18 protein-coding genes are annotated in these 21,508 nt (G+C 41.2%); 9 read left to right on the forward strand and 9 right to left on the reverse strand.

Going from position 1 to position 21,508, the window contains the following annotated elements:
* The 4 genes from H5200_RS20755 to H5200_RS20770 all read right to left on the reverse strand — a co-directional run.
* A partial coding sequence (locus H5200_RS20755; protein ID WP_182719529.1) for a DUF2931 domain-containing protein occupies positions 1-397 on the reverse strand: 397 nt, incomplete at its 3' end.
* The gene (locus tag H5200_RS20760; RefSeq protein WP_182762465.1) at positions 382-2,088 is read right to left on the reverse strand and encodes a DUF2235 domain-containing protein; all 1,707 of its coding nucleotides are present in this window, start codon (positions 2,086-2,088) and stop codon (positions 382-384) included. The genes H5200_RS20760 and H5200_RS20755, both read right to left, overlap by 16 nt.
* A gap of 3 nt (positions 2,089-2,091) precedes the next feature.
* On the reverse strand, positions 2,092-2,748 hold the full coding sequence (locus tag H5200_RS20765) for a peptidoglycan-binding protein (protein WP_182719527.1): 657 nt from the start codon (positions 2,746-2,748) through the stop codon (positions 2,092-2,094).
* Positions 2,749-3,045: 297 nt separating this feature from the next.
* Complete coding sequence (locus tag H5200_RS20770; RefSeq protein WP_149981356.1) at positions 3,046-3,645, reverse strand: TIGR04211 family SH3 domain-containing protein; 600 nt, start codon at positions 3,643-3,645, stop codon at positions 3,046-3,048.
* A gap of 214 nt (positions 3,646-3,859) precedes the next feature.
* Between H5200_RS20770 and H5200_RS20775 the strand changes: the two genes are divergently transcribed.
* From H5200_RS20775 to H5200_RS20790, 4 genes are all read left to right on the forward strand, one after another.
* On the forward strand, positions 3,860-5,380 hold the full coding sequence (locus tag H5200_RS20775) for a CYTH and CHAD domain-containing protein (RefSeq protein WP_182719526.1): 1,521 nt from the start codon (positions 3,860-3,862) through the stop codon (positions 5,378-5,380).
* 31 nt (positions 5,381-5,411) lie between these two features.
* A complete protein-coding gene (locus H5200_RS20780; protein ID WP_182719525.1) occupies positions 5,412-6,083 on the forward strand; it encodes an START domain-containing protein in 672 nt (223 codons plus the stop codon).
* A 166-nt stretch (positions 6,084-6,249) separates the two neighbouring features.
* Positions 6,250-8,238 carry an LTA synthase family protein gene (locus tag H5200_RS20785; RefSeq protein ID WP_182762466.1) on the forward strand — a complete coding sequence of 663 codons (1,989 nt, stop codon included), beginning with the start codon at positions 6,250-6,252 and terminating at the stop codon, positions 8,236-8,238.
* A gap of 56 nt (positions 8,239-8,294) precedes the next feature.
* Positions 8,295-8,702 carry a diacylglycerol kinase gene (locus H5200_RS20790; protein WP_182719523.1) on the forward strand — a complete coding sequence of 136 codons (408 nt, stop codon included), beginning with the start codon at positions 8,295-8,297 and terminating at the stop codon, positions 8,700-8,702.
* A gap of 564 nt (positions 8,703-9,266) precedes the next feature.
* Here the strand turns inward: H5200_RS20790 and metK are convergent.
* Positions 9,267-10,418, reverse strand: coding sequence for a methionine adenosyltransferase (gene metK / locus H5200_RS20795; protein ID WP_149981353.1), 1,152 nt, complete (start codon positions 10,416-10,418; stop codon positions 9,267-9,269).
* Between the two features lie 274 nt (positions 10,419-10,692).
* Here metK and tkt point away from each other — a divergent pair, with 274 nt between their 5' ends.
* The 5 genes from tkt (at position 10,693) to H5200_RS20820 (ending at position 15,986) form a co-directional block, all read left to right on the forward strand.
* A complete protein-coding gene (gene tkt / locus H5200_RS20800; RefSeq protein WP_182762468.1) occupies positions 10,693-12,684 on the forward strand; it encodes a transketolase in 1,992 nt (663 codons plus the stop codon).
* A gap of 323 nt (positions 12,685-13,007) precedes the next feature.
* Entirely contained in the window at positions 13,008-13,469 is a 462-nt protein-coding gene (locus H5200_RS20805) for a hypothetical protein (protein WP_182719521.1), read from the forward strand.
* Positions 13,470-13,758: 289 nt separating this feature from the next.
* Positions 13,759-14,070: a pyrimidine/purine nucleoside phosphorylase gene (locus tag H5200_RS20810; protein ID WP_145235187.1), complete on the forward strand. Its 312-nt coding sequence runs from the start codon at positions 13,759-13,761 to the stop codon at positions 14,068-14,070.
* A gap of 181 nt (positions 14,071-14,251) precedes the next feature.
* Positions 14,252-14,608 carry a ribosome hibernation-promoting factor, HPF/YfiA family gene (gene hpf, locus H5200_RS20815; RefSeq protein ID WP_145235189.1) on the forward strand — a complete coding sequence of 119 codons (357 nt, stop codon included), beginning with the start codon at positions 14,252-14,254 and terminating at the stop codon, positions 14,606-14,608.
* A gap of 205 nt (positions 14,609-14,813) precedes the next feature.
* Complete coding sequence (locus H5200_RS20820) at positions 14,814-15,986, forward strand: NRAMP family divalent metal transporter (protein ID WP_182762476.1); 1,173 nt, start codon at positions 14,814-14,816, stop codon at positions 15,984-15,986.
* A gap of 150 nt (positions 15,987-16,136) precedes the next feature.
* On the opposite strand, the gene yacG is transcribed toward H5200_RS20820, so the two are convergent.
* The 4 genes from yacG to H5200_RS20840 all read right to left on the reverse strand — a co-directional run bounded on the left by yacG (position 16,137) and on the right by H5200_RS20840 (position 19,794).
* Positions 16,137-16,367, reverse strand: coding sequence for a DNA gyrase inhibitor YacG (gene yacG / locus H5200_RS20825; protein WP_149981349.1), 231 nt, complete (start codon positions 16,365-16,367; stop codon positions 16,137-16,139).
* Between the two features lie 67 nt (positions 16,368-16,434).
* Positions 16,435-18,114, reverse strand: coding sequence for a type IV-A pilus assembly ATPase PilB (gene pilB, locus H5200_RS20830; RefSeq protein ID WP_182762470.1), 1,680 nt, complete (start codon positions 18,112-18,114; stop codon positions 16,435-16,437).
* Between the two features lie 149 nt (positions 18,115-18,263).
* Positions 18,264-18,893, reverse strand: coding sequence for a dephospho-CoA kinase (coaE, locus tag H5200_RS20835; protein WP_182762472.1), 630 nt, complete (start codon positions 18,891-18,893; stop codon positions 18,264-18,266).
* A 1-nt stretch (position 18,894) separates the two neighbouring features.
* The gene (locus H5200_RS20840; protein ID WP_182762474.1) at positions 18,895-19,794 is read right to left on the reverse strand and encodes an A24 family peptidase; all 900 of its coding nucleotides are present in this window, start codon (positions 19,792-19,794) and stop codon (positions 18,895-18,897) included.
* Positions 19,795-21,508 lie beyond the last annotated feature (1,714 nt).

The following is a 21,508-nucleotide window of genomic DNA, read 5'->3' on the forward strand; positions in this document are numbered from 1 at the left end:
CAACAATTAAATAAGGCCTGATATTTTCTTCTACTTCTCCTGTGCTTATCCATGCATAAGCAGGTAAATTTTTAGCTAATTTATAACCATTTTTATTTATTGCCAGTTCACCGTAGTAAATTCTGTTCTCTGACTTATCTAACCACTCAACCGCTACTTTTTCTGGGAATTTTTGATCGTAAACACCAACCATAGCTCCCGCTGTGGCTCGACAACAAGACATAGTTCCTGCGGGTACATCCCACTTGTCATCAAACTTAATTAAAGTCACAAATATATTATTGCCTTCATCTGTTGAACCCGATACAACCATATAGTCGATTTCACCTGTTGTTGCACAGCCGTCTAGTAATACAGCAAACAAGCTAGTAAGAAGTAACTTTAAGATTTTGTCCATAATCTATATCCATTTATTAATTGTAATTGCCATTGCTCACTCTTTTCAGCTTGTTCTGGCTGATTGTAAAAAAGCTCACGTTGTTGGTTTTTAGTGGTGAATTCAGCGTCTTCTTCAGGGCCATGAGCAATCGCATCAATCGTTGCTGAATATTTAACACTGTGGTGGATGTAATCTTTATATAAAGCCTGCCAGGCATCACTTTGTGGGCCAAAGCTACGGGCGCTATCAACCAGTGCTTTAAGCTCGTTAGGTAAAATATAAGGTATAGCTTGGCCGTCAGCTTGTTTGCGGTTAGCAAGTTCCGTTAAGCTTTGTATTGGCACGCCTTGGTTAACCGCCGTTTCATGCATTAGCGCTAGGCTATAATGGGGTAAGGTATTATTTAAATTGCGCCGCCAATACGGTTTATAGCCGGTATAAACCGTATACTCTGATTCATTACGAATTCGCTTTGGCTTTCTGTTCATCCTTGGCCTACTTGCTTTAAACTCAATATTAATTGTTGGCCAATAATATTTTTGCTCAAGTGACTTTTTAAGCTGCGCTAATTCTTTATCGTGCTCTGGCTCTCCGGCTTGCCCAGCAATATATTGCCACGGGTATAATATGGTTGTTTCTACGGGGCCATAACCGCCGCCAATATCTGAGTGCACACCCGGTAATTCAATCTCTTGCTGGTTTTTAAGGAGCTGCTTATTACGGGTACGTAATGAGCTGAGTGGAAATTTATCACGCTTTTCATCAAATGCCGCCAAATGCATTACAAACCCCGCACTACTACTTGCTAGATGTAAGTTAACGGGGTAATCAAGTTCATTATTGGCATAAAACTCACTGTGGTTGTTGTCACCATCACCACCAATAGAGGCAACACTGTCAAATAAGCCAACAAAGCGGATAACGGGCTTAATACCGCCCCAATAGTGTGGATTATTTTTATAAATCGCATTCACTTGATTAACAAATGCCCGCGCTTGCGCTGCGCCACGGCTAAAACCAAATACGTCCAGAAATCCAATGCTCATCTTTGAGTATTCTTTGAAAAATTGAACTGTTGTGACTAGAGTCTCTCTAATTCGCTCATCAAAACTAAACGCCAAACCCATATCTAAGGTTGAATCGCTTTCATTTGCTTTAGTGCCAATACCTTCAACATAATAGCGTGATTGATATTTTTGAAAGGGATATAACTCAAACAACTTAACCACATTAGTCGGTTCATTCGCGTCGGTTGAATCTTGTATGTCGTTAAGGCGGTTATTCCCCGTGCCATCAAAAAATACACCAAAGCTAGGGGGCTCTGCGAGCAAGGTTATTTCAATATGACCTTTTGGTAATATTTTATGTTCAAGTAATTGCGGCCCGCCTTTTTCACCAATATTGAATGACCGAACCTTTAACAGGTCGAAATAATCTGCAAAGCTTTGTTCGTTAATAAGGGTTAACTCTGCCTCGCCCGCTATAATTACTTTTAAAGTATAAAGCGCTTGTTGTGACAGGTTTTTAAAGTGGTATTGTTGATTGCCCTGTTGCTCTAAGTCAACCGTACTACCTTGGCTAAACAACTGCGCTTTTATAGCTACATCACCAACCACTTTAACTATAATATTTTTTTGTAACGCACCAACATTTGTTTTTATAACCAGTGTGTTAACTTTATTGACTGCCATGGGCATTGCTTGGCTCATAACTTAGGCTCCATAAACATAAACAAGACGGCTTTTAGTAACCGGCCCTGCAATGCCGTCTACCTGTAGTTGTTGCGCTTGTTGAAATTCCCTCACACCCGCTTTGGTTTTTGCACCATTAATGCCATCAACCTTGCCGCAATTAAACCCCAACATATTACAACGTCCCTGCACGCCAGAAAGCGTGTCGATTGGATCTAGATTGCCTATTTGTACCGCAAAGCTTTTAGTGGGTGTAGTTTCGCCTGCTTTTAAATATAAATCGACCGTGCCAGTAAGTGCGTCGTTATTATTAAGCTCTACTTCGATAAGCCCATCACTTTGCAGAACGGTATCGATTGCTTGGCTACCTATGTTGAGTACAATACGTTTGCCGGTAATGTCATCACCATCTTCATGAATTATTTGCAGGCGAAAATATTCTTTTTCGTTTTGTACAACAAACGTATTTAGACTGTTAGCGCGCAGCGGCATAAACTTTTCTTTTTTAGGTGGAATATTGATGATATCACCCGGAAAAATTAAATTAGGATCGGGCCGTAGTGCTTTAAACTCCGCATTACTGGGATGGTTATATAATGCTGTTGAGGTTTTATAACCATATTGGCGTGCTATGCGTAGCAGTGTTTCGCCTTGTGCGACGGTGTGTTGTTGCGCCATCGTTAAATCCTTTTATACGTCTAAATTAGGTTCCCTCACTGCACCATTTAGGGACAAGTATTTTGTTACATTATACAAAGATGAAATAATATTCTAGTAAATATTTAACGGGTAAAAATGAAATAGGTTAATATAGATGGGGAATAATGCTGAAAACATTGAACAAAACATAGTTTTATGTTGTTTGAAAAATATACATTATTATAGGGGGAGTTTCTTTGAGTATGAAAAGCCGATTATGCATCGGCTTTTATTTAGATAAACCTAAGTTATTACTGTTATACGGGGTATAAGGTTTTACGCCCAGCCGTCGTAACGTTTGCGGCGCGATAATACGATAGTCAAAATAATACCTAAAAATAAACCTATGAAGGCAATTGCTCCGCCATAAGTTAGTAGCTGACGTTTTTCTTTTGCACCGGCTTGTTGTTTTTCAGTGCGTTCAGCTTCTAAGGTACTTTTTAATTTAGCAATCTGCTCTGATAGAGCACTATTTTGGTCAGTTAAAGTTTGGCTTTGCTCTTGTAGCTGCGGTAATTCAATCTGTGCTTGACGAAGTTGCTCTTGCATTGATGCCATTTCAGCACTGAGTGTGCGGTATTGTTGGTGAATACCTGGAGTTTTAGAAACAAATTTAGCTTCTACCCAGCCTTCTCGTTCTTTATCATCAATAACTTTAACAAAGCCATTTTCTTCAGCAGATAGCTGGGTTAGCTTTGTACCAGCATCAACAGAGCCAATAATGCGATAATTTTTACTCGCGCCAGAGTGCATAAATGTATAAAGATTATCGACTATATAAGCGGTGTTTGCATCGCTAGCTGAATTGCTTTCTTCTGCGTGACTCATAAATGCGGCCGCTGCGAATAGCAAAGCTAATAAAGAATGTTTAAACATCAATCTACCCTGTTAATGTAACCGTCTGTGGGACAGCAATCGTATTATTCATAGTTAAGTATTGAGATAGTATGGATTTAGCGCGCTAATAGCAAGACTGATATTGTAATCATGGCTGCTGTTTGCTGATTCAAATAAGCTAAAAAATTTGCAATGTTGGGCAGCTTTGTTTATTTTGAGCTCTTATTTATTTTAAAGGTAATCCTCAAGCCTAATGGATACTGAGATAGAACTGAAGTTTTTGGTGTCAGACGCCGTAATCCCACTGATCCCCGCGTTAATTACTCAATTTGCAAAAACGGTTACTAATAAACCTTCGCGTAGTTTACAAAATGCTTATTTTGACACGCCAAGCCGTGAATTAAGAGCGCTCGATATCGGTTTTCGTACCCGCTGTGCTGATAATCAATGTGAGCAAACTATCAAGCTTGCTGGAGAAGTTATGGGCGGGTTGCATCAACGACCTGAATATAATTTACCGCTGGAAAGTAGCCGACCAAATATAACTGCATTTGATGCCAGTATTTGGCCGCATGGTATGCAAATAAGTGCAATTGCCGCTAATCTTTATCCTATTTTTAGTACTAACTTCATTCGTCGTACTTGGCTTATTGAAACCGACAGTGGCGCTAAAATTGAAGTAGTGTTAGATAAAGGTGAAGTATCTGCATCGGGTTTGATGGAGCCAATTTGTGAGCTTGAAATTGAACTGGTTGAAGGCAGCCGCGATGAATTATTTGCTTTAGCAGATAAGTTAGTGAGTCAAAGTAATATTCGATTAGGGCTATATTCTAAAGCAGCTCGTGGTTATCGCCTTGCGGATGAAAAACCACTTAAGCCAAGTAAATCAATTGGCTTTGTATCGTTACCTAAATATGCAACACAAGAGCAAGCACTTATAGCCGCAATTGGCTTTGGTATTCGTTTTGTACAAAAACATGAACAGTGTTATTTCGATAAACCGAGTTTAAAGACTCTGAAACGAGTGACCGATGGTATTAGTTTAATCCGTCATACGTTTTGGTTATTTGACGATATTGTTGATAAAAACACCACCGAGCTATTACGCACCGAGCTAAAATGGCTATTAAGTGAATTAGCATGGGTTGAAAACGCGATTCAACTAAAAACCTACACATCTAAGCGCCACGCATACTATAAAAAAATCAACAGTGCACCTGAGTTAACGCAAGTTATTAATGACTTAAAAGAGCTACAGCCAAGTATTGATGATATTAATCGGTTGTTTCATAGCGCTCGCTATAACCGCTTATTATTGTCTTTAACCACCTGGCTGGTGGATAAGCAATGGCGTAAAAGTTGGGGGCAAGTACAGTTTCAAGCAGCTGAAAAACCAGTCGCTGAGATTGCTAATCGATTATTTGAAAAAGATTGGCAAGACCTTCATCAGTTACTGCCAGAACAAAAAACACTGACTGTTAAGGATTACTTGGATTTACGTATGCGTTTAGAAAACAGCTTACTCAGTGGTAACTGTTTAGGTTCGTTATTTGAAAAAGATGAACGCAGTGAGTTTCGTATTCCATGGTTAGATATTTCACACGGCATGTACGAGCTCAGCACGCTTGAGTATCTAAAGCAGTTATGTGCAGGACAAGATGATGAAGAGCTGGCAAAAATTCAAAGCTGGCTTGAAAGAAAGTCTGAATTCTTGGTCGACGCAATGGAACAAAGCCGCTTAGCTTCATATAAAATATCACCTTACTGGCAGTAATCGCGTTTAAGCCAGTACATAGGGAATACACATGGTACGGCGGGTATTATTACTAATGCTGCTCTTTAGTGCCGATGCGCTCAGTGATGTTCAGCATTGGCAACTCTGGAAACAGCATGATGGTGCAAGTGTGTACTACAAAAAACATGATAATGGTATTTTTGAAGTGCAGGCTGAGATCACTATTGAAGGTGTCACGGCCAATGACTTTATGACATTGCTAAGTGATACTAACAGCGCGCCGTTATGGATTGATAATGTTACCCATGTGAAAGTGTTGGAGCGATTAAGTCCCTCAGAAACTATTGTACATACCGAGTTTGAGTCGCCGTGGCCACTCACTGATCGCGATATGGTTAGTTACTCATGCTACCAACAACTGAACGGCACCCAGACTAAGTTAACGATTACAGCAAAAACAGGGGAGCTTGCAAAGCGCCAAGCTGTGATCCGTATCACTGATCTAAAAGCACATTGGTTATTAACTCAACATAGCAGTGAAGGGCAATCATTGTTAACTATAACATATGAAATATACGCTAATCCTGGTGGTGCAATTCCGCATTGGCTAAGCAATAAAGTGGGATTAGAAAGTGCAATGCATACCTTGCTTGCTCTTAAATTACGCCTAATCAATAAAACCTATCAAACCAATCAGCAAGTAAGCCAAGTTGGTAATTGTAGTCACATCAATAAACAATAGCGTGTTAATTCTAACAATTGGTATAATCTGGATAGCTAGTCAACTCCTTGTTACTACTTTGTTTAATTGAACTTTTATTACAAATAATTACAAAAAAAATATTGTTGCTGTAACTTAAATCGGTAATACTCCCGCGCTGGGAACATACTACTTTAAGGACCGTAAAGTGTTTGCATCATCAGTTGCAGGATCAAGCCGTTGGTTTTCATTTGTTAACGAAAGTTGGCGCATCGCTACATTATGGCTAGCGGGTGTTCTATTGTTTATGAGCTTTCGGGTTTTCTTTTTAGTCTACTTTCATGACCGGATCACCACACCAATTGATCTTAACGTTATTTTAAACACCTTAGAAACAGGGTTTGCTTTTGACTCAGCTGCCAGTGGTGTGTGTTTTAGCATTCCTTTTTTATTAAATTGTATTTTACAGCCGATGCGCTTAGGTCATTGGGTAAGAATGGTGCGTAACTTTACGGGTAAGCTTTTTTTTGTAGTCGCTATTTTACTCTGTATAACCAGTATTACGTATATTGCAGAGTACGGTAGCCAATTCAATTACTTTATGTTTGAAGGGTTGCACGATGATCAGCAAGCAATTGCTTTAACCGTGATTGAACAATATCGGCCATGGGGTAGTTTTCTGGGGTTATTAGCACTGTTGGTGGTTGCATTTAAGTTATGCGAGCGCGTTGATAAGCAGTCGAATAGCTTTTTACAGCGCATTTTTACTGACTGTAAATGGAAGCGTACGTTGTTAATTAGCATCATTGTGGTGTTATTTATCTGTGCTATTCGTGGTTCTTTTGAGTCTCGTCCGGCATCACGAAAGTGGTCTGCGGTAACGCCGGACCCATTTATTAATAATTTGGTGATCAATCCATTTCGCAGCTTTTTTTATGCCATTAAAGATTACAACGATCTACAAAGCCATGGCGTAAACGGTGAAAATCCATATTTAAGCCATAACTCAGGGCTTGATGCCTTACCTTTAAATGCGCTGAGTAAACATACGACAGCGCCTTTGTTAGCTGCACCGTCACAGGTATTTGTAATTGTTATGGAAAGTTATGATTCTTGGCCGTTACAACAAAAGTATGCTGCACTTAATTTAACTAATCAGTTAAAAAACCTAGCTAGTAAAGGTATTTACCTAGATAACGTTTTACCTGCAGCTAGCAGTACCATGAATTCGCTATCCAGTATTGTATCTGGGATCCCTTATGCAGGGGTTAATATGAGTTTGATTGGGCCACAAAACCCAAGTAGCAAGCTATCGTTATTTAATCAATTCGAGCAGTTAGGGTACACCAGCCAGTTTTTTTATGGTGGTTTATTATCGTGGCAAAATGTCGGTGAGTACGTTCTATCCCAAGGTGTTGATAAGGTCTATTCAGCTACCGATGCTGGTGGTAAAGGTAGCGCCGGTGTCTGGGGCATTGATGATGGTCAGCTATTTGATTTGGTAGCAGAAAAAACAACGAAAAAAAGTTTTAATGTGATCCTCTCAGGTAGTTATCATGGCCCGTTTAATCTCGATTTAGATAAATATAACTACCCTTATAAGTCGGTTGCAGATTATCCAGCTGAGATAAATAAATTAGCTGGGGAGTTATTAGATCCTTATGTATTAGGGCACTTATGGTATGCAGATAAAATGCTGGGTGAGTTTGTGGCTAAGATGGAGCAACGTTATCCAGATGCATTATTTGTCATTACCGGGGATCATTATAGTCGCCGTAACTTTCATCAGCGCCCAAATTTATATGAGTTAACTCATGTGCCGATAGTGATTTATGGCAAAGGTGTTAGTGCAGATTTAGTGCCTGCGCAACAAGTGGCAAGCCATATGGATATCGCTCCAACATTATTAGATTTAATTGCGCCAGCAAATACTCAGTTTTATAGCATGGGACAATCATTATTTAATGCAGCGCCAGATAGGAGGGTATTTGGTTTTCAAACAATACGTCACAATGAACAGCTCTGGCGTGGTGATTTATCGGCGCTTTATGAGTATTATAGGGTTAATGAGCGGGATAAAACTCAGCTTTTACCGACAACACCATCGCAATTTGTTGAAATTGATGCACAGACAGAGCAAGCATATACCCAGTATATGGCGACAGCTTGGCAGTTATTAACTCAAGGCATGGATTAAGGTAATGGTTTTACCCATCACCCGATAAGCAACACTTACACGCTAAAGATCATAAAATGACTAAACCAGAAATTAACTTAGTAAACAAACCCAACGGCATAGGAATTGGGCGTATTTTAAAAGCAACTAAATGCTCAATTAAAGGTTTTAAAGCCGCATTTAAGGAAGAGTCGGCCTTTCGTAATGAGCTTGCGCTAGGGCTTGTATTATTGCCATTATCATTTTGGCTAGCGCAATCATTACAGCACTGGGTGATACTTATAATCAGCTTTTTGTTATTGTTGATTGTTGAGTTGCTAAATTCAGCAATTGAAGCATTAACAGATCGAGTCGGTGTTGAATATCATGTGTTATCAGGGCGAGCGAAAGATATTGCTTCAGCGGCTGTGACATTAGCACTGATAGTGTTATTTATTGTATGGGCTGTGGCTGGGTATGAAAAGATAATTACATTGATAGGTTAGGAAGTTAGGCAAAACGTTACAGGCTTTGAGCGACAAGCTTCGAATACACCCAAGTCACTTTCTAGAACCGAGCTTTAATTGCGCGGGGTAAACCCGCGCCTACGTCTGGTAGCAGCGAGTTTATCTCGCGATAAACACTTTATCCTTCGCGGTGGCAAGCCACTCGGCTACAAGTAATATCCACCGCGCTCCTGTAGGTCGCCATTTATGGCGACAAGCCTATTTACCTCCGAGGGTAGTAGGCGCTGTGCGCTACACCGAGAAGACAAAAGTAAAGTTAATTACTTACAGGTTTTCCTCTATGAACTCTGTGGTGAAATTATTAAAGAATAGGTTTGCACCAAGAGTAGTGAATAAGGGGGGAAATACCACTGGCTTCGAACACGCCCTAACTCCTAGCCACTTCCTAGAACCTAGTTTTAATTTTGCGGGGTAAACTCGCGCCTACGTCTGGCAGCAGCGAGTTTACCTCGCGACAATAACCTACGCATTTACAACAACATAATCAGCAGGCATAAAAAAAGCGCCAATTGGCGCTTTTTTGTATTCACACAATGGCTAATATTAAAGACCAGCTGCTGCGCGAAGTGCGTCTGCTTTATCTGTGCGTTCCCAAGGGAATTCATCACGACCAAAATGCCCGTAAGCTGCAGTTGGTAGATAAATAGGGCGCTCAAGATCAAGCATTTTAATTAAGCCATATGGACGTAAGTCAAAGTGTTCACGAATCAATTCAATTAAACGTGATTCTTCAAGCTTGCTGGTACCAAATGTTTCAACACTGATTGACGTTGGCTCTGCAACACCGATTGCGTAAGAAACTTGTAGCTCACATTTGTCAGCAAGGCCCGCAGCAACGATGTTTTTAGCAACGTAACGTGCAGCGTACGCAGCTGAACGGTCAACTTTTGATGGATCTTTACCTGAGAATGCACCGCCACCGTGACGAGCCATGCCGCCATAGGTATCAACGATAATTTTACGACCAGTAAGACCACAGTCACCCATTGGGCCACCGATTACAAAACGGCCAGTCGGGTTAATGAAAAACTTAGTTGCACTAGTGATAAGCTCAGCAGGCAGTACCGGCTTGATAATTGTTTCCATCACAGCTTCTACTAAATCTTTTTGTGAAATGTCTTCACTGTGTTGAGTAGAAAGTACCACAGCGTCAATACCTACTGGCTTGCCGTTTTCATATGCAAAAGTAACTTGTGATTTTGCATCAGGACGTAACCAGTTTAGCTCGCCGCTTTTACGTACTTGCGCTTGACGCTGTACTAAACGGTGTGAGTAAGTGATTGGTGCAGGCATTAATACTTCAGTTTCATTACATGCGTAACCAAACATTAGGCCTTGGTCGCCAGCGCCTTGTTCTTCTGGGCTAGTACGGTCAACACCTTGGTTGATGTCAGGAGACTGCTTACCAATCGTGTTTAAAATTGCACACGAGTCGGCATCAAAACCCATATCAGAATGAGTGTAGCCAATTTCACGTACAGTTTTACGTGTGATTTCTTCGATATCAACCCATGCGCTAGTAGTGATTTCACCACCAACCATAACCATACCAGTCTTTACGTAAGTTTCACACGCAACACGGGCATGAGAATCTTGTTCTAAGATGGCATCTAGTACCGCGTCAGAGATTTGGTCCGCGATTTTATCCGGATGACCTTCAGAAACAGATTCAGAAGTAAATAAATGTTTTGCCATTGTCTTTGCTCACAAATATTGCGCTTCACAAACGTCGGTAAGAGCGCTAAAAAATTTAGGGGCGTATTTTATCTAAAACAACGATAGTTGCATAGTGTTTTTACGCCTAGACGTCTAAATAAAATTACTAATAACTTTTTGTTCTTAAAAAAAATTCATAATGCCCAATTTAATCAGGTTTTTAATTGCATACAGCCCCTACAATAAGTAAGAATGGATCTTCAAATGAATACACACAATAACCAGCGCAAATACAGTAAAGGTAGGAGAATCCATGCCGTCTCGCAAAGAACTTGCAAATGCTATTCGCGTCTTATCAATGGACGCAGTACAAAAGGCCAAATCAGGCCACCCTGGAGCCCCTATGGGCATGGCTGATATCGCAGAAGTACTATGGCGCGATTATCTAAACCACAATCCAACAAATCCAGAGTGGGTAGATAGAGATCGATTTATACTTTCCAATGGCCACGGTTCAATGCTTATTTATTCTCTATTGCATTTAAGTGGTTATGATTTACCAATTGAGGAAATTAAAAACTTCCGTCAAATGCATTCAAAAACACCTGGACACCCAGAATATGGGTATGCGCCAGGTATTGAGACTACTACGGGCCCACTTGGTCAAGGGATCACTAACGCGGTAGGTATGGCGATTGCTGAAAAAGCATTAGCCGCGCAATTTAACCGCGAAGGTCATGATATTGTTGATCACCACACATATACTTTCTTAGGCGATGGTTGCTTAATGGAAGGTATTTCTCATGAAGCATGTTCACTTGCCGGCACATTAGGCCTAGGTAAGCTTGTTGCATTTTGGGATGACAACGGTATTTCAATTGATGGTGAAGTTGAAGGTTGGTTTAGCGACGATACACCTGCACGCTTTAAAGCCTACGGTTGGCATGTAGTAAGTGACGTTGATGGCCATGACTCTGACGCTATCCGCGCAGCCATCGAAGAAGCACGCAGCATCACCGACAAGCCAACACTAATTTGTTGTAAAACAGTTATCGGTTATGGTTCACCAAATAAATCAGGTAGCCATGATTGTCACGGCGCACCACTAGGTGAAGACGAAATCAAAGCAGCACGCGAGTTCCTTGGTTGGACTGGTGAAGCATTTGAAATCCCAGCTGATATTTATGCACAATGGGATGGCAAAGAAAAGGGTAAACAACTTGAAGCTAACTGGGATGAAAAATTTGCCGCGTACGCCGCTGCACACCCAGAACTAGCCGCTGAATTTAAACGCCGTACTAGTAGTGAGTTGCCAGCAGATTGGGCTGAAAAATCACAAGCATATATTGAGCAACTAGACGCAAATCCAGCAAACCCAGCATCACGTAAGGCATCGCAAGACGCACTGAATGCATTTGGCCCATTACTGCCTGAATTTATGGGCGGCTCAGCTGATTTAGCGGGTTCTAACCTGACTATTTGGAAAGGCTCTAAAGGCTTAACACGCGATGATGCCAGCGGTAACTACATCTATTACGGTGTTCGTGAGTTTGGTATGTCGGCGATTATGAATGGTATTGCACTGCATAAAGGTTTTATTCCTTACGGCGCAACTTTCCTAATGTTTATGGAATATGCACGTAATGCAGTACGCATGGCTGCACTTATGAAAGTGCCAAGCATTTTTGTATACACCCACGATTCAATCGGTTTAGGTGAAGATGGTCCAACTCACCAACCAGTAGAGCAAATTGCTAGCATGCGTTTAACGCCAAACCTAGTTAACTGGCGCCCGTGTGACCAAGTTGAGTCTGCGATTGCATGGCAACAAGCGATTGAGCGCCAAGATGGTCCAACATCACTTATCTTTACTCGCCAAGGCCTTGAGCAGCAAACTCGCTCAGCGCAGCAATTAAGCGACGTTAAAAAAGGTGGTTATGTACTGAGCTGTGATGGCGAGCCTGAGCTTATCTTAATCGCAACTGGCTCTGAGGTGCAATTAGCACAAGATTCAGCGGCAGAACTACGTAAGCAAGGTAAAAAAGTACGCGTTGTATCAATGCCATCAACAGATGCATTTGATGCGCAAGATGCTGCATACAAAGAAAGCGTATTACCAGCTGCAGTTTCACGCCGCGTAGCAGTAGAGGCAGGCATTGCAGACTACTGGTATAAATACGTAGGCCTAAACGGCGCAGTAGTAGGTATGACCACCTTTGGTGAGTCAGCCCCTGCAAATGAGCTGTTTGAGCACTTTGGCTTCACGGTAGAAAACATCGTAAACAAAGCTAACGAATTGTTTTAATTTTTACGATTGAAATTTAAAAGCCCGCACTGTGGTTACACAGCGCGGGCTTTTTTATACAGAGCTGTAAGCTTTAAGCCGTCAGCTATCAGTTTTAAGTCTGAGGCGCAGTGCTAGGGAAAAGCCGTAGGAGGGTGCTTTAGCCCCGATTGTATGGTGTTCAAATTGCCTTATCTGATTTTGCTTTAAGCTGAACAAAAACTTAGTGATAGTAATATCTTAGCTAATTTGTTAAAACTATAATAATTTAGAAAGATGAGCGTTAAATCAGCAGGAATATTAACGATTAGCGCATTATAAAATGTTATGAGTTAGAGTGAATTATGGAATCACAGGTAGAGCTAGCAGAAAAATCAGCTCGATTTATGAAGCTTCTTCCCGCTGGGGCTGATAGTGCGCTTATTGTGTTAAAGGGGCACCTTCTGATAGAGGAGTTACTTACTGATTTGCTCAAAGAGAAACTAGCACAGGGGAACCCTCTAGAAATAAAAATTGGCCAAAATACGATGTTTGCTCAAAAACTCAATCTTTGCTGGGCCCTTGTACAGAAAGATATAAAGCTGGAAATTTGGCCTTTTCTCAAAGAGTTAAATGCAATAAGAAATAAAATGGCTCATGCTGTTGAACCTAAATGCATAGACGAAAAAATAGAAGCATTTACTGAAATGGTATCTAGCTATGATCACTATATGATGCCTAAATCTAGAGGTAGCGATCTCGAATTCAGTATTGCATGGTTGCATATTGTATTAAGCCAGTATTTACATCATGTTAAAAACTCATAACAATCAAATTAATACTACCTCCGCAAGTTGTCTTTTTTTGCAGAGCAAAAAAACAACCATTTCGCTTCGGCGAATTATTTAGGCGTTACCACTGTTTATCACAGCTAAAAAAGCGGTGATTTAATTATTTATTTAACTCTTAAGCATTTTACGCGCTAAAGCACGACCTACAATGTAAGCCCGAAGCCCATGAGTATTTTTCATTACTATGACTCTTCCCTTGCAAGCTTTTTGAGTATCAGGCACTGTGGGGGTAATCAAATTATAAATACTATAAACAGGAGTGAGGATGTCTCAGTTTGATAATGTAAGTGTTGTTAAAACAGCGAACGTATATTTTGACGGTAAAGTATCAAGTCGTACCGTGGTTTTTGCTGATGGCAGTACTAAAACGTTAGGTTTTATGCAACCGGGTGAGTTTGAATTTGCTACGAGCAAAAAAGAATTGATGGAATTAAACGGCGGCCAGTGGGATGTATTACTCCCTGGTGAGACGAAATGGCAAACGATGTCAGCAGGGGAGTCTTTTAACGTTGATGCTAACGTTACCTTTCAAGTAAAAGTGACTGACTTTGCTGATTACTGTTGTTCGTATACTTAATATACAAATCAAGTGACACGCTGAAAGCCCGCCATGCGCGGGCTTTTGCATATTTAATGTGACTAAATTGATCTACATCAGCTGTAATAACAAATAAATTTCATATTTATGCTTTTCTGCCTTGTGTTAATCTAAATAGCCCCCAATACTAGTTATGAGGTAACATAAAAAAGGATACCCTATGAAAATTAATCTTTCTGGTCACCATGTTGACGTTACTGACTCTATTAGAGAGCACATCAACGAAAAATTTTCAAAAATTGCGAGTCATTTTCCATCTCTGATCGCACTAGATATCATTCTTTCAAAAGAGCATCATAAGCTCCAAGCAGAAATCAGTACCATATACGAAGGCGCGCGTTTATCCGTTAAAGGTGAGAACGAAGTTCTTTATCCAGCTATTGCAAACGCGGCTAAAAAACTCGATGCAGCACTAAAGCATCGTAAAGGCCAAATTAAAGCCAATTTACATGAAAAACCGGTGAGCACTACACCTGAAATTGCTCATGAAATTATTCAAGAAATGGACCTACGTTAAATAATAAAGACGCTAGATCTTAGGCAACTAGGATCTAGCGATTTACATCTAAAGGACTAGTCCTCTAAACCTCCGCTTTACTCTTTATTTCTTAATTAAAACGCTGTAACTTGCTTATTATTAACCATAAGTAATAAGTACACAGATGCAGTCAGCAGTATCAATTTGGCAAACTCGTTTAAACGCACTAGGTCCCGGTATTTTAATGGCGACCGCTGCAATTGGTGGCTCACATTTAGTGGCATCAACGCAAGCAGGGGCTATTTTTGGCTGGCAGCTATTTTGGTTAATCCTCGTTGTTAACGTGCTTAAGTATCCATTTTTCCGCTTTGGTATCGAGTACACGCTAGCCACAAAAAAAAGCTTAGTTGAAGGCTATCAAAGTAAAGGCCCATGGTTTTTTTATAGTTTTATTGGCTTAAATATTATTGCTGCGGTGGTCAATACTGCTGGTGTGCTGCTATTAACGGCCAGTTTATTACACTACGCTTTACCTATTGCTATTTCAGTGACTTTACTGTGTTGGTTGATCCTCGCCGTTTGCTTAGTCATTTTATTACTCGGGCACTTTAAAGCACTCGATAACGTCGCCAAGGCTATTATGGGGCTACTTACACTAGCAACAGTCATTGCCCTAGCTATTGCATTTAGTAACGGCCCAATGGCACCTGCTGATTACGTTGGCCCATCTCCCTATGAACTTGCTATGCTGGGTTTTATGGTGGCATTGATGGGCTGGATGCCTGCACCGATTGAAATCTCAGCATTAAGCTCATTGTGGCTTAAAGAAAAACAAAGCCAACAAACGGTAACTAGAGCGCAGGGGTTATTTGATTTTAATTTAGGTTATTGGTTAACCGCAGGGCTGGCATTAGTATTCTTTTCACTTGGTGTGCTAGTGCAATACGGGCAAAGCGCGAATATAGAGCTCGGCGGCGTGGCATTTGCTAAACAGCTTATTGATATGTATGCCCTTACCATAGGTGAATGGGCACGACCATTAGTTTCAATTATCGCGTTTTTGTGTATGTTTGGCACAACTTTAACCGTGCTTGATGGCTACGCCCGCACATTAAACGAATCACACAAGTTATTAGGTTTTAAACAAAGTAAGCACAGCTTAAATATCTGGTTGATAGTACAGTCTTTGGCGGGGATGGCGGTGATCTTATTCTTTAAATCAGCCCTTGGCCCTATGCTTACTTTTGCTATGACGCTAGCATTTTTGACCACGCCGATTTTTGCATGGCTGAACTTCAGCTTAGTTCGCTCAGTGCCAAGTATTCAGCATTCCAAAGTAATACAAAGCTTGAGCTGGTTAGGACTGATTTATTTAGTTGGCTTTGCGTTGGTGTTTTTGGTTTGGAAGCTTGGTTAACAGCAAAGTAGTTAATTGGAGTTTGCGCGGGGTAAACCCGCGCCTACGTATTGGTAGCAGCGAGTTTACCTCGCCACGGGCTGCGAGCTTCGAATACTAGAACCTAGCTACTACCTAAAACCTAGCCCCTATTTTTCAATTACTTCAGGCTTACTTGAAAAAATCATCGTCGTTTTTAGCAAGCATAGCTTCAATATCTTCAATCATATCTTGGCTTAAATCATCTGCAGAGGTTATTGGTGCAGAGATTTTATTGTTTTCAAACGACCATTCGCCTAAATCAATTAACTGACAGCGTTTTGAACAAAAAGGGCGGTGCGGACTTTTTTCTGACCATTCGACTTGGGTTTTACACGTTGGGCAGCTTACAACTGTTGGCATAACATCTTCTCATACATATTGTTTACGATTTATAACTCTAAAACCTAGAAAGCTAGGTTTTAGGATCTTAAAAACTAGTTACTCGGTTTATCTCGGCTAATGAAGTCATACCGGCGGCAGCTTTTCTGAGGCCTGATAAACGCAAGTTATTAAAGCCTGACTTTAACGATACTTCAGCAATTTCTAGTGAATTACCGCCACGCATAATGATTTGCGCTATTTCTGGAGTAATCTGCATTACTTCATAAATACCCACACGACCTTTGTAGCCATCAGTGCAGCTATCGCAGCCTTTGGGTGCAAATAAAGTGAGTTCAGTTATTTGTTCAGGGCTAAAACCTTGGCGTTGTAACTCTTCGTCCGGCAAGCTTTCAGGTGCTTTACATTTAGGGCATAAACGTCGAGCTAAGCGCTGTGCGATAATTAAGCTAATCGAGCTGGCAACGTTATAAGCAGGTACACCCATATTAAGTAAACGGGTTAGGGTTTCAGGTGCTGAGTTAGTATGTAAGGTCGATAATACCAAGTGACCAGTTTGCGCCGCTTTGATAGAAATTTCAGCGGTTTCAAGATCACGGATCTCACCGACCATCACCACATCAGGATCTTGACGTAAAAACGCTTTTAGCGCATTAGCAAAGGTCATCTCTGCGCGCGGGTTAATTTGTACTTGGTTGATACCTTCAAGGTTAATCTCAACCGGATCTTCTGCAGTGCTGATATTACGCTCTGGTTGGTTAAGAATATTCAAACCAGTGTAAAGTGATACTGTTTTACCCGAGCCGGTAGGGCCGGTAACTAAAATCATGCCTTGCGGTTGTTGCAGCGCATCCATATAGAGTTTTTTCTGCTCAGGTTCATAACCCAGTACATCAATGCCAAGCATGGCACTGGATGAATCAAGGATACGCATTACGATTTTTTCGCCCCACAAAGTCGGCAGCGTACTTACCCGGAAATCGATACTTTTACGTTCGGTGATTTTAAGTTTGATACGGCCATCTTGTGGTTTGCGTTTTTCGGCAATATCTAAGCGTGCCATTACTTTTATCCGCGCTGATAAACGCGTGGCTAAGCTGTTCGGCGGGCTGGCCATTTCATGTAAAATGCCATCGATACGAAAACGCACGCGGTATTTATGTTCGTAAGGTTCAAAGTGTAAATCCGAGGCGCCTTTTTTAATTGCATCCATCAAAATTTTATTGATGTAGACGATAATTGGGGCATCGTCTTTTTCGTCTTCGCCGTTGTTTTGTATTTCGCGAGGGCTTTCGGTATCTAAATCACTAAATTCTTTAAATTCTTCATCACTTAAATTTAAACTGCCCGACGCATCAAGCAGTTGATCTATTTTGGCTTCAAGCTGGCGATAATCAACAACGACCACCTCACAAGCAAGCCCTGTACTGAATTCAAAGTTTTCAAAAGCACCATAATCAGTAGGATCCGACGCGGCAATGTAGAGTTTACGGCCTTTTTTAATTAAAGGCAGAATATGATGATCTTTGATCAGTTTTTCTTTAACAAGCTCTTTTGGGATCAGCTCGACGTCAAACTCACGTATATCAAAATAAGGCACTCGGAATAAGTCGATACATTGCTCGGCAAGTTCATGACCATCAATACCGCTGCATTTTGCGATCAACTCTGCAGTTGAGCCATACTCACGTTGTTTGAGTTTGACTGTTTCTGCGTCAATACGGCCAAGCGTAATAAACTTTCTAAGTAATGGTGAATTAATATTCATTGCGCACCTTGGTTAGATCCTTTCATAGCCAGCAATTTATCAGAAAAAAGAATGGTATAACATCAGTCTTGTCGATTTAAGGTAATTTGACAACAAAAAGCTAAAAAGTTTTTGTTTATCACAACCGTTATCATCTTTATTAGTTAGCTTTAGTCGTTAGTCGTTAGTTGTAAGTAGTTTTGATGAAGCTGCATTATATCCTGCTCAACCAAATGCAATGGGCGGTTGTTATCAATCACATCGTCAGCTCGGTGGAGTTTATCCTCGCGTGACATTTGTGCGGCGATAATACTGCGTGCTTGCTGCTCAGAGGTGTTATCGCGGGCGATAGTACGCTTGAGTTGTATTTCTACAGGAACGTCAATCACTAAAGTGCGATCACAATATTGCTCAAGACCATTTTCAAATAACAGTGGTGCGACGAGCACCACATATGCGCTGTTTGCAGAGTGTAAATCAGTAAGGATTTTTTCACGGATCAGTGGATGCAGCAAATTATTAAGCCAAGTTTTTTGCGCTGTATCAGCAAAAATAATCTCACGTAATTGCGCCCGGTTTAAACTGCCGTCGGGGTTTAGCACTTGGGCACCAAAATGCTCACTAATGGCAGCTAAACCAGGGCTATGCGGTTTGACTACGTGGCGTGCAATAATGTCAGCATCAACCACGGTAATAGCGAGTTTTTCAAACATGGCACTAACGGCGCTTTTTCCGCAACCAATACCGCCGGTTAAGCCCAGCACCCAATTTTTCATCGGTTTATGAGTGGATGCATGCATATTAATAACCTAACAAATTAAAATAAAATACTTGGATCTGTGTGCCCCATAACAAAGTAACCCAACCAGCAATGGCTAAATAAGGCCCAAATGGAATTGGCGTGGCTTTATCTTTGCCTTGAATACTCAATAACGCGATACCAATAATAGCGCCTACTACACTCGATAATAAAACAATGGTGAGTAATGATTGCCAGCCAAGCAATGCGCCAAATACCGCCAGTAATTTAAAATCACCATAGCCCATGCCTTCTTTACCGGTGAGCAGTTTAAATAGCCAAAATACGCTCCAGAGGCTTAAGTAACCACATGCTACACCAATAATGGCATCTGTTGGGGAGATAGTGATGCCCATTACCGCAGCAATTAATGCTAACCAGACTAAAGGTAAGGTGAGTTGGTCAGGCAGTAGCATATGATCAATGTCAATAAAGGTCAGGGCGACGAGCACCCAAGTAATTAAAATATACAGTAGTGCCTGCTCAGTCACGCCAAAGGTGTAGGCCACTATTAAGCTTAAAACCGCAGTAAGCATTTCAACAATTGGGTAACGTACTGAAATTGGGTTACTGCAACTGGCGCAGCGACCTTTTAACAATAACCAGCTAATAACAGGAATGTTTTGCCAAGGCTTAATTGCCGTTTTGCATTTTGGGCAGGTCGAGTTGGGCTTGATCAGATTAAACTCAGTTTCTGTATTATCAGCTTTTGTAGGTTTTAAATCGTCAGCCAGTAAAACACGGCATTCTGTTTGCCATTCACGCTGCATCATTATCGGCAACCGGTAAATAACTACATTCAAAAAACTGCCAATACACAGGCTCACTAAGCCAACAGTGAGTAAGTAAAACCATAATTGGTTGTGCATAACAGTGATTATATCGAGAAAGAAATTTTGCATTCGCTAAAACCTAAAACCTAAAAACTACTAAAAGCCCGCACTTACGTGTATGTAGCAGCGAGTTTATCTCGTGACTGTTTATACATTTACACCGATAAACTTATTTTACCACCGAGGGCACAAAGACGCTGCGCGCTACACAGAGAAACCAAAGTAAAAAATCACTTATTTTTTCTCTGTGTTCTCTGTGTTCTCGGTGGTGAATTAATCACTGACAGAACTTTAATCTAATTGCGCGGGGTAAACCCGCGCCTACGTATTGGGAGCAGCGAGTTTACCTCGTGATTGTTTATACATTTACACCGATAAACTTATTTTACCACCGAGGGCACAAAGGCGCTGCGCGCTACACAGAGAAACCAAAGTAAAAAATCACTTATTTCTTCTCTGTGAACTCGGTGGTGAATTAATCACTGACAGAACTTGAATCTATTGCGCGGGGTAACCCCGCGGCTACGTATTGGTAGCAGCGAGTTTACCTCGCGACTGTTTATACATTTACACAAACAAACCTATTTTACCACCGAGGGCACAAAGGCGCTGCGCGCTACACAGAGAAACCAAAGTAAAAAATCACTTATTTCTTCTCTGTGAACTCTGTGTTCTCGGTGGTGAATTAATCACTGACAGAACTTGAATCTATTGCGCGGGGTAAACCCGCGACTACGCATTGGTAGCAGCGAGTTTACCTCGTGACTGTTTATACATTTACACCGACAAATCTATTTTACCACCGAGGGCACAAAGGCGCTGCGCGCTATACAGAGAAACCAAAGTAAAAAATCACTTATTTTTTCTCTGTGTTCTCGGTGGTGAATTAATCACTGACAGAACTTGAATCTATTGCGCGGGGTAAACCCGCGCCTACGTATTGGTAGCAGCGAGTTTACCTCGCGACTGTTTATACATTTACACCGATAAACCTATTTTACCACAGAGGGCACAAAGGCGCTGCGCGCTACACTGAGAGACCAAAGTAAAAAATCACTTATTTTTTCTCTGTGAACTCTGTGTTTTCGGTGGTGAATTAATCACTGACAGAACTTGAATCTATTGTGCGGGGTAACCCCGCGCCTACGTATTGGTAGCAGCGAGTTTACCTCGTGACTGTTTATACATTTACACCGATAAACCTATTTTACCACCGAGGGCACAAAGGCGCTGCGCGCTACACAGAGAAACCAAAGTAAAAAATCACTTATTTCTTCTCTGTGAACTCGGTGGTGAATTAATCACTGACAGAACTTTAATCTATTGCGCGGGGTAACCCCGCGGCTACATATTGGTAGCAGCGAGTTTATCTCGCGACTGTTTATACATTTACACAAACAAACTTATTTTACCACCGAGGGCACAAAGGCGCTGCGCGCTACACAGAGAAACCAAAGTAAAAAATCACTTATTTCTTCTCTGTGAACTCTGTGTTCTCGGTGGTGAATTAATCACTGACAGAACTTTAATCTAATTGCGCGGGGTAAACCCGCACCTACGCATTGGTAGCAGCGAGTTTACCTCGCGACAATGAGATTATTTTCGCGGTGGCAAGCCACTCGCCTACAAGTAATGCCCACAATCAAAAACCTTTCTGCACAAAGAGTAGAATGAGAGCAAATGAGAAAAGCGCCACTTGCTTCGAATACACCCTAGCCACTTCCTAGCACCTATTTTTACAATTACTTCTCTAAAGCGCAGCGTTTCTTAATCTCTGTGGTGA

Origin of the sequence: Pseudoalteromonas sp. SG43-7 (assembly GCF_014164295.1) — a bacterium.
Classification (GTDB): Bacteria; Pseudomonadota; Gammaproteobacteria; order Enterobacterales; family Alteromonadaceae; genus Pseudoalteromonas; species Pseudoalteromonas rhizosphaerae.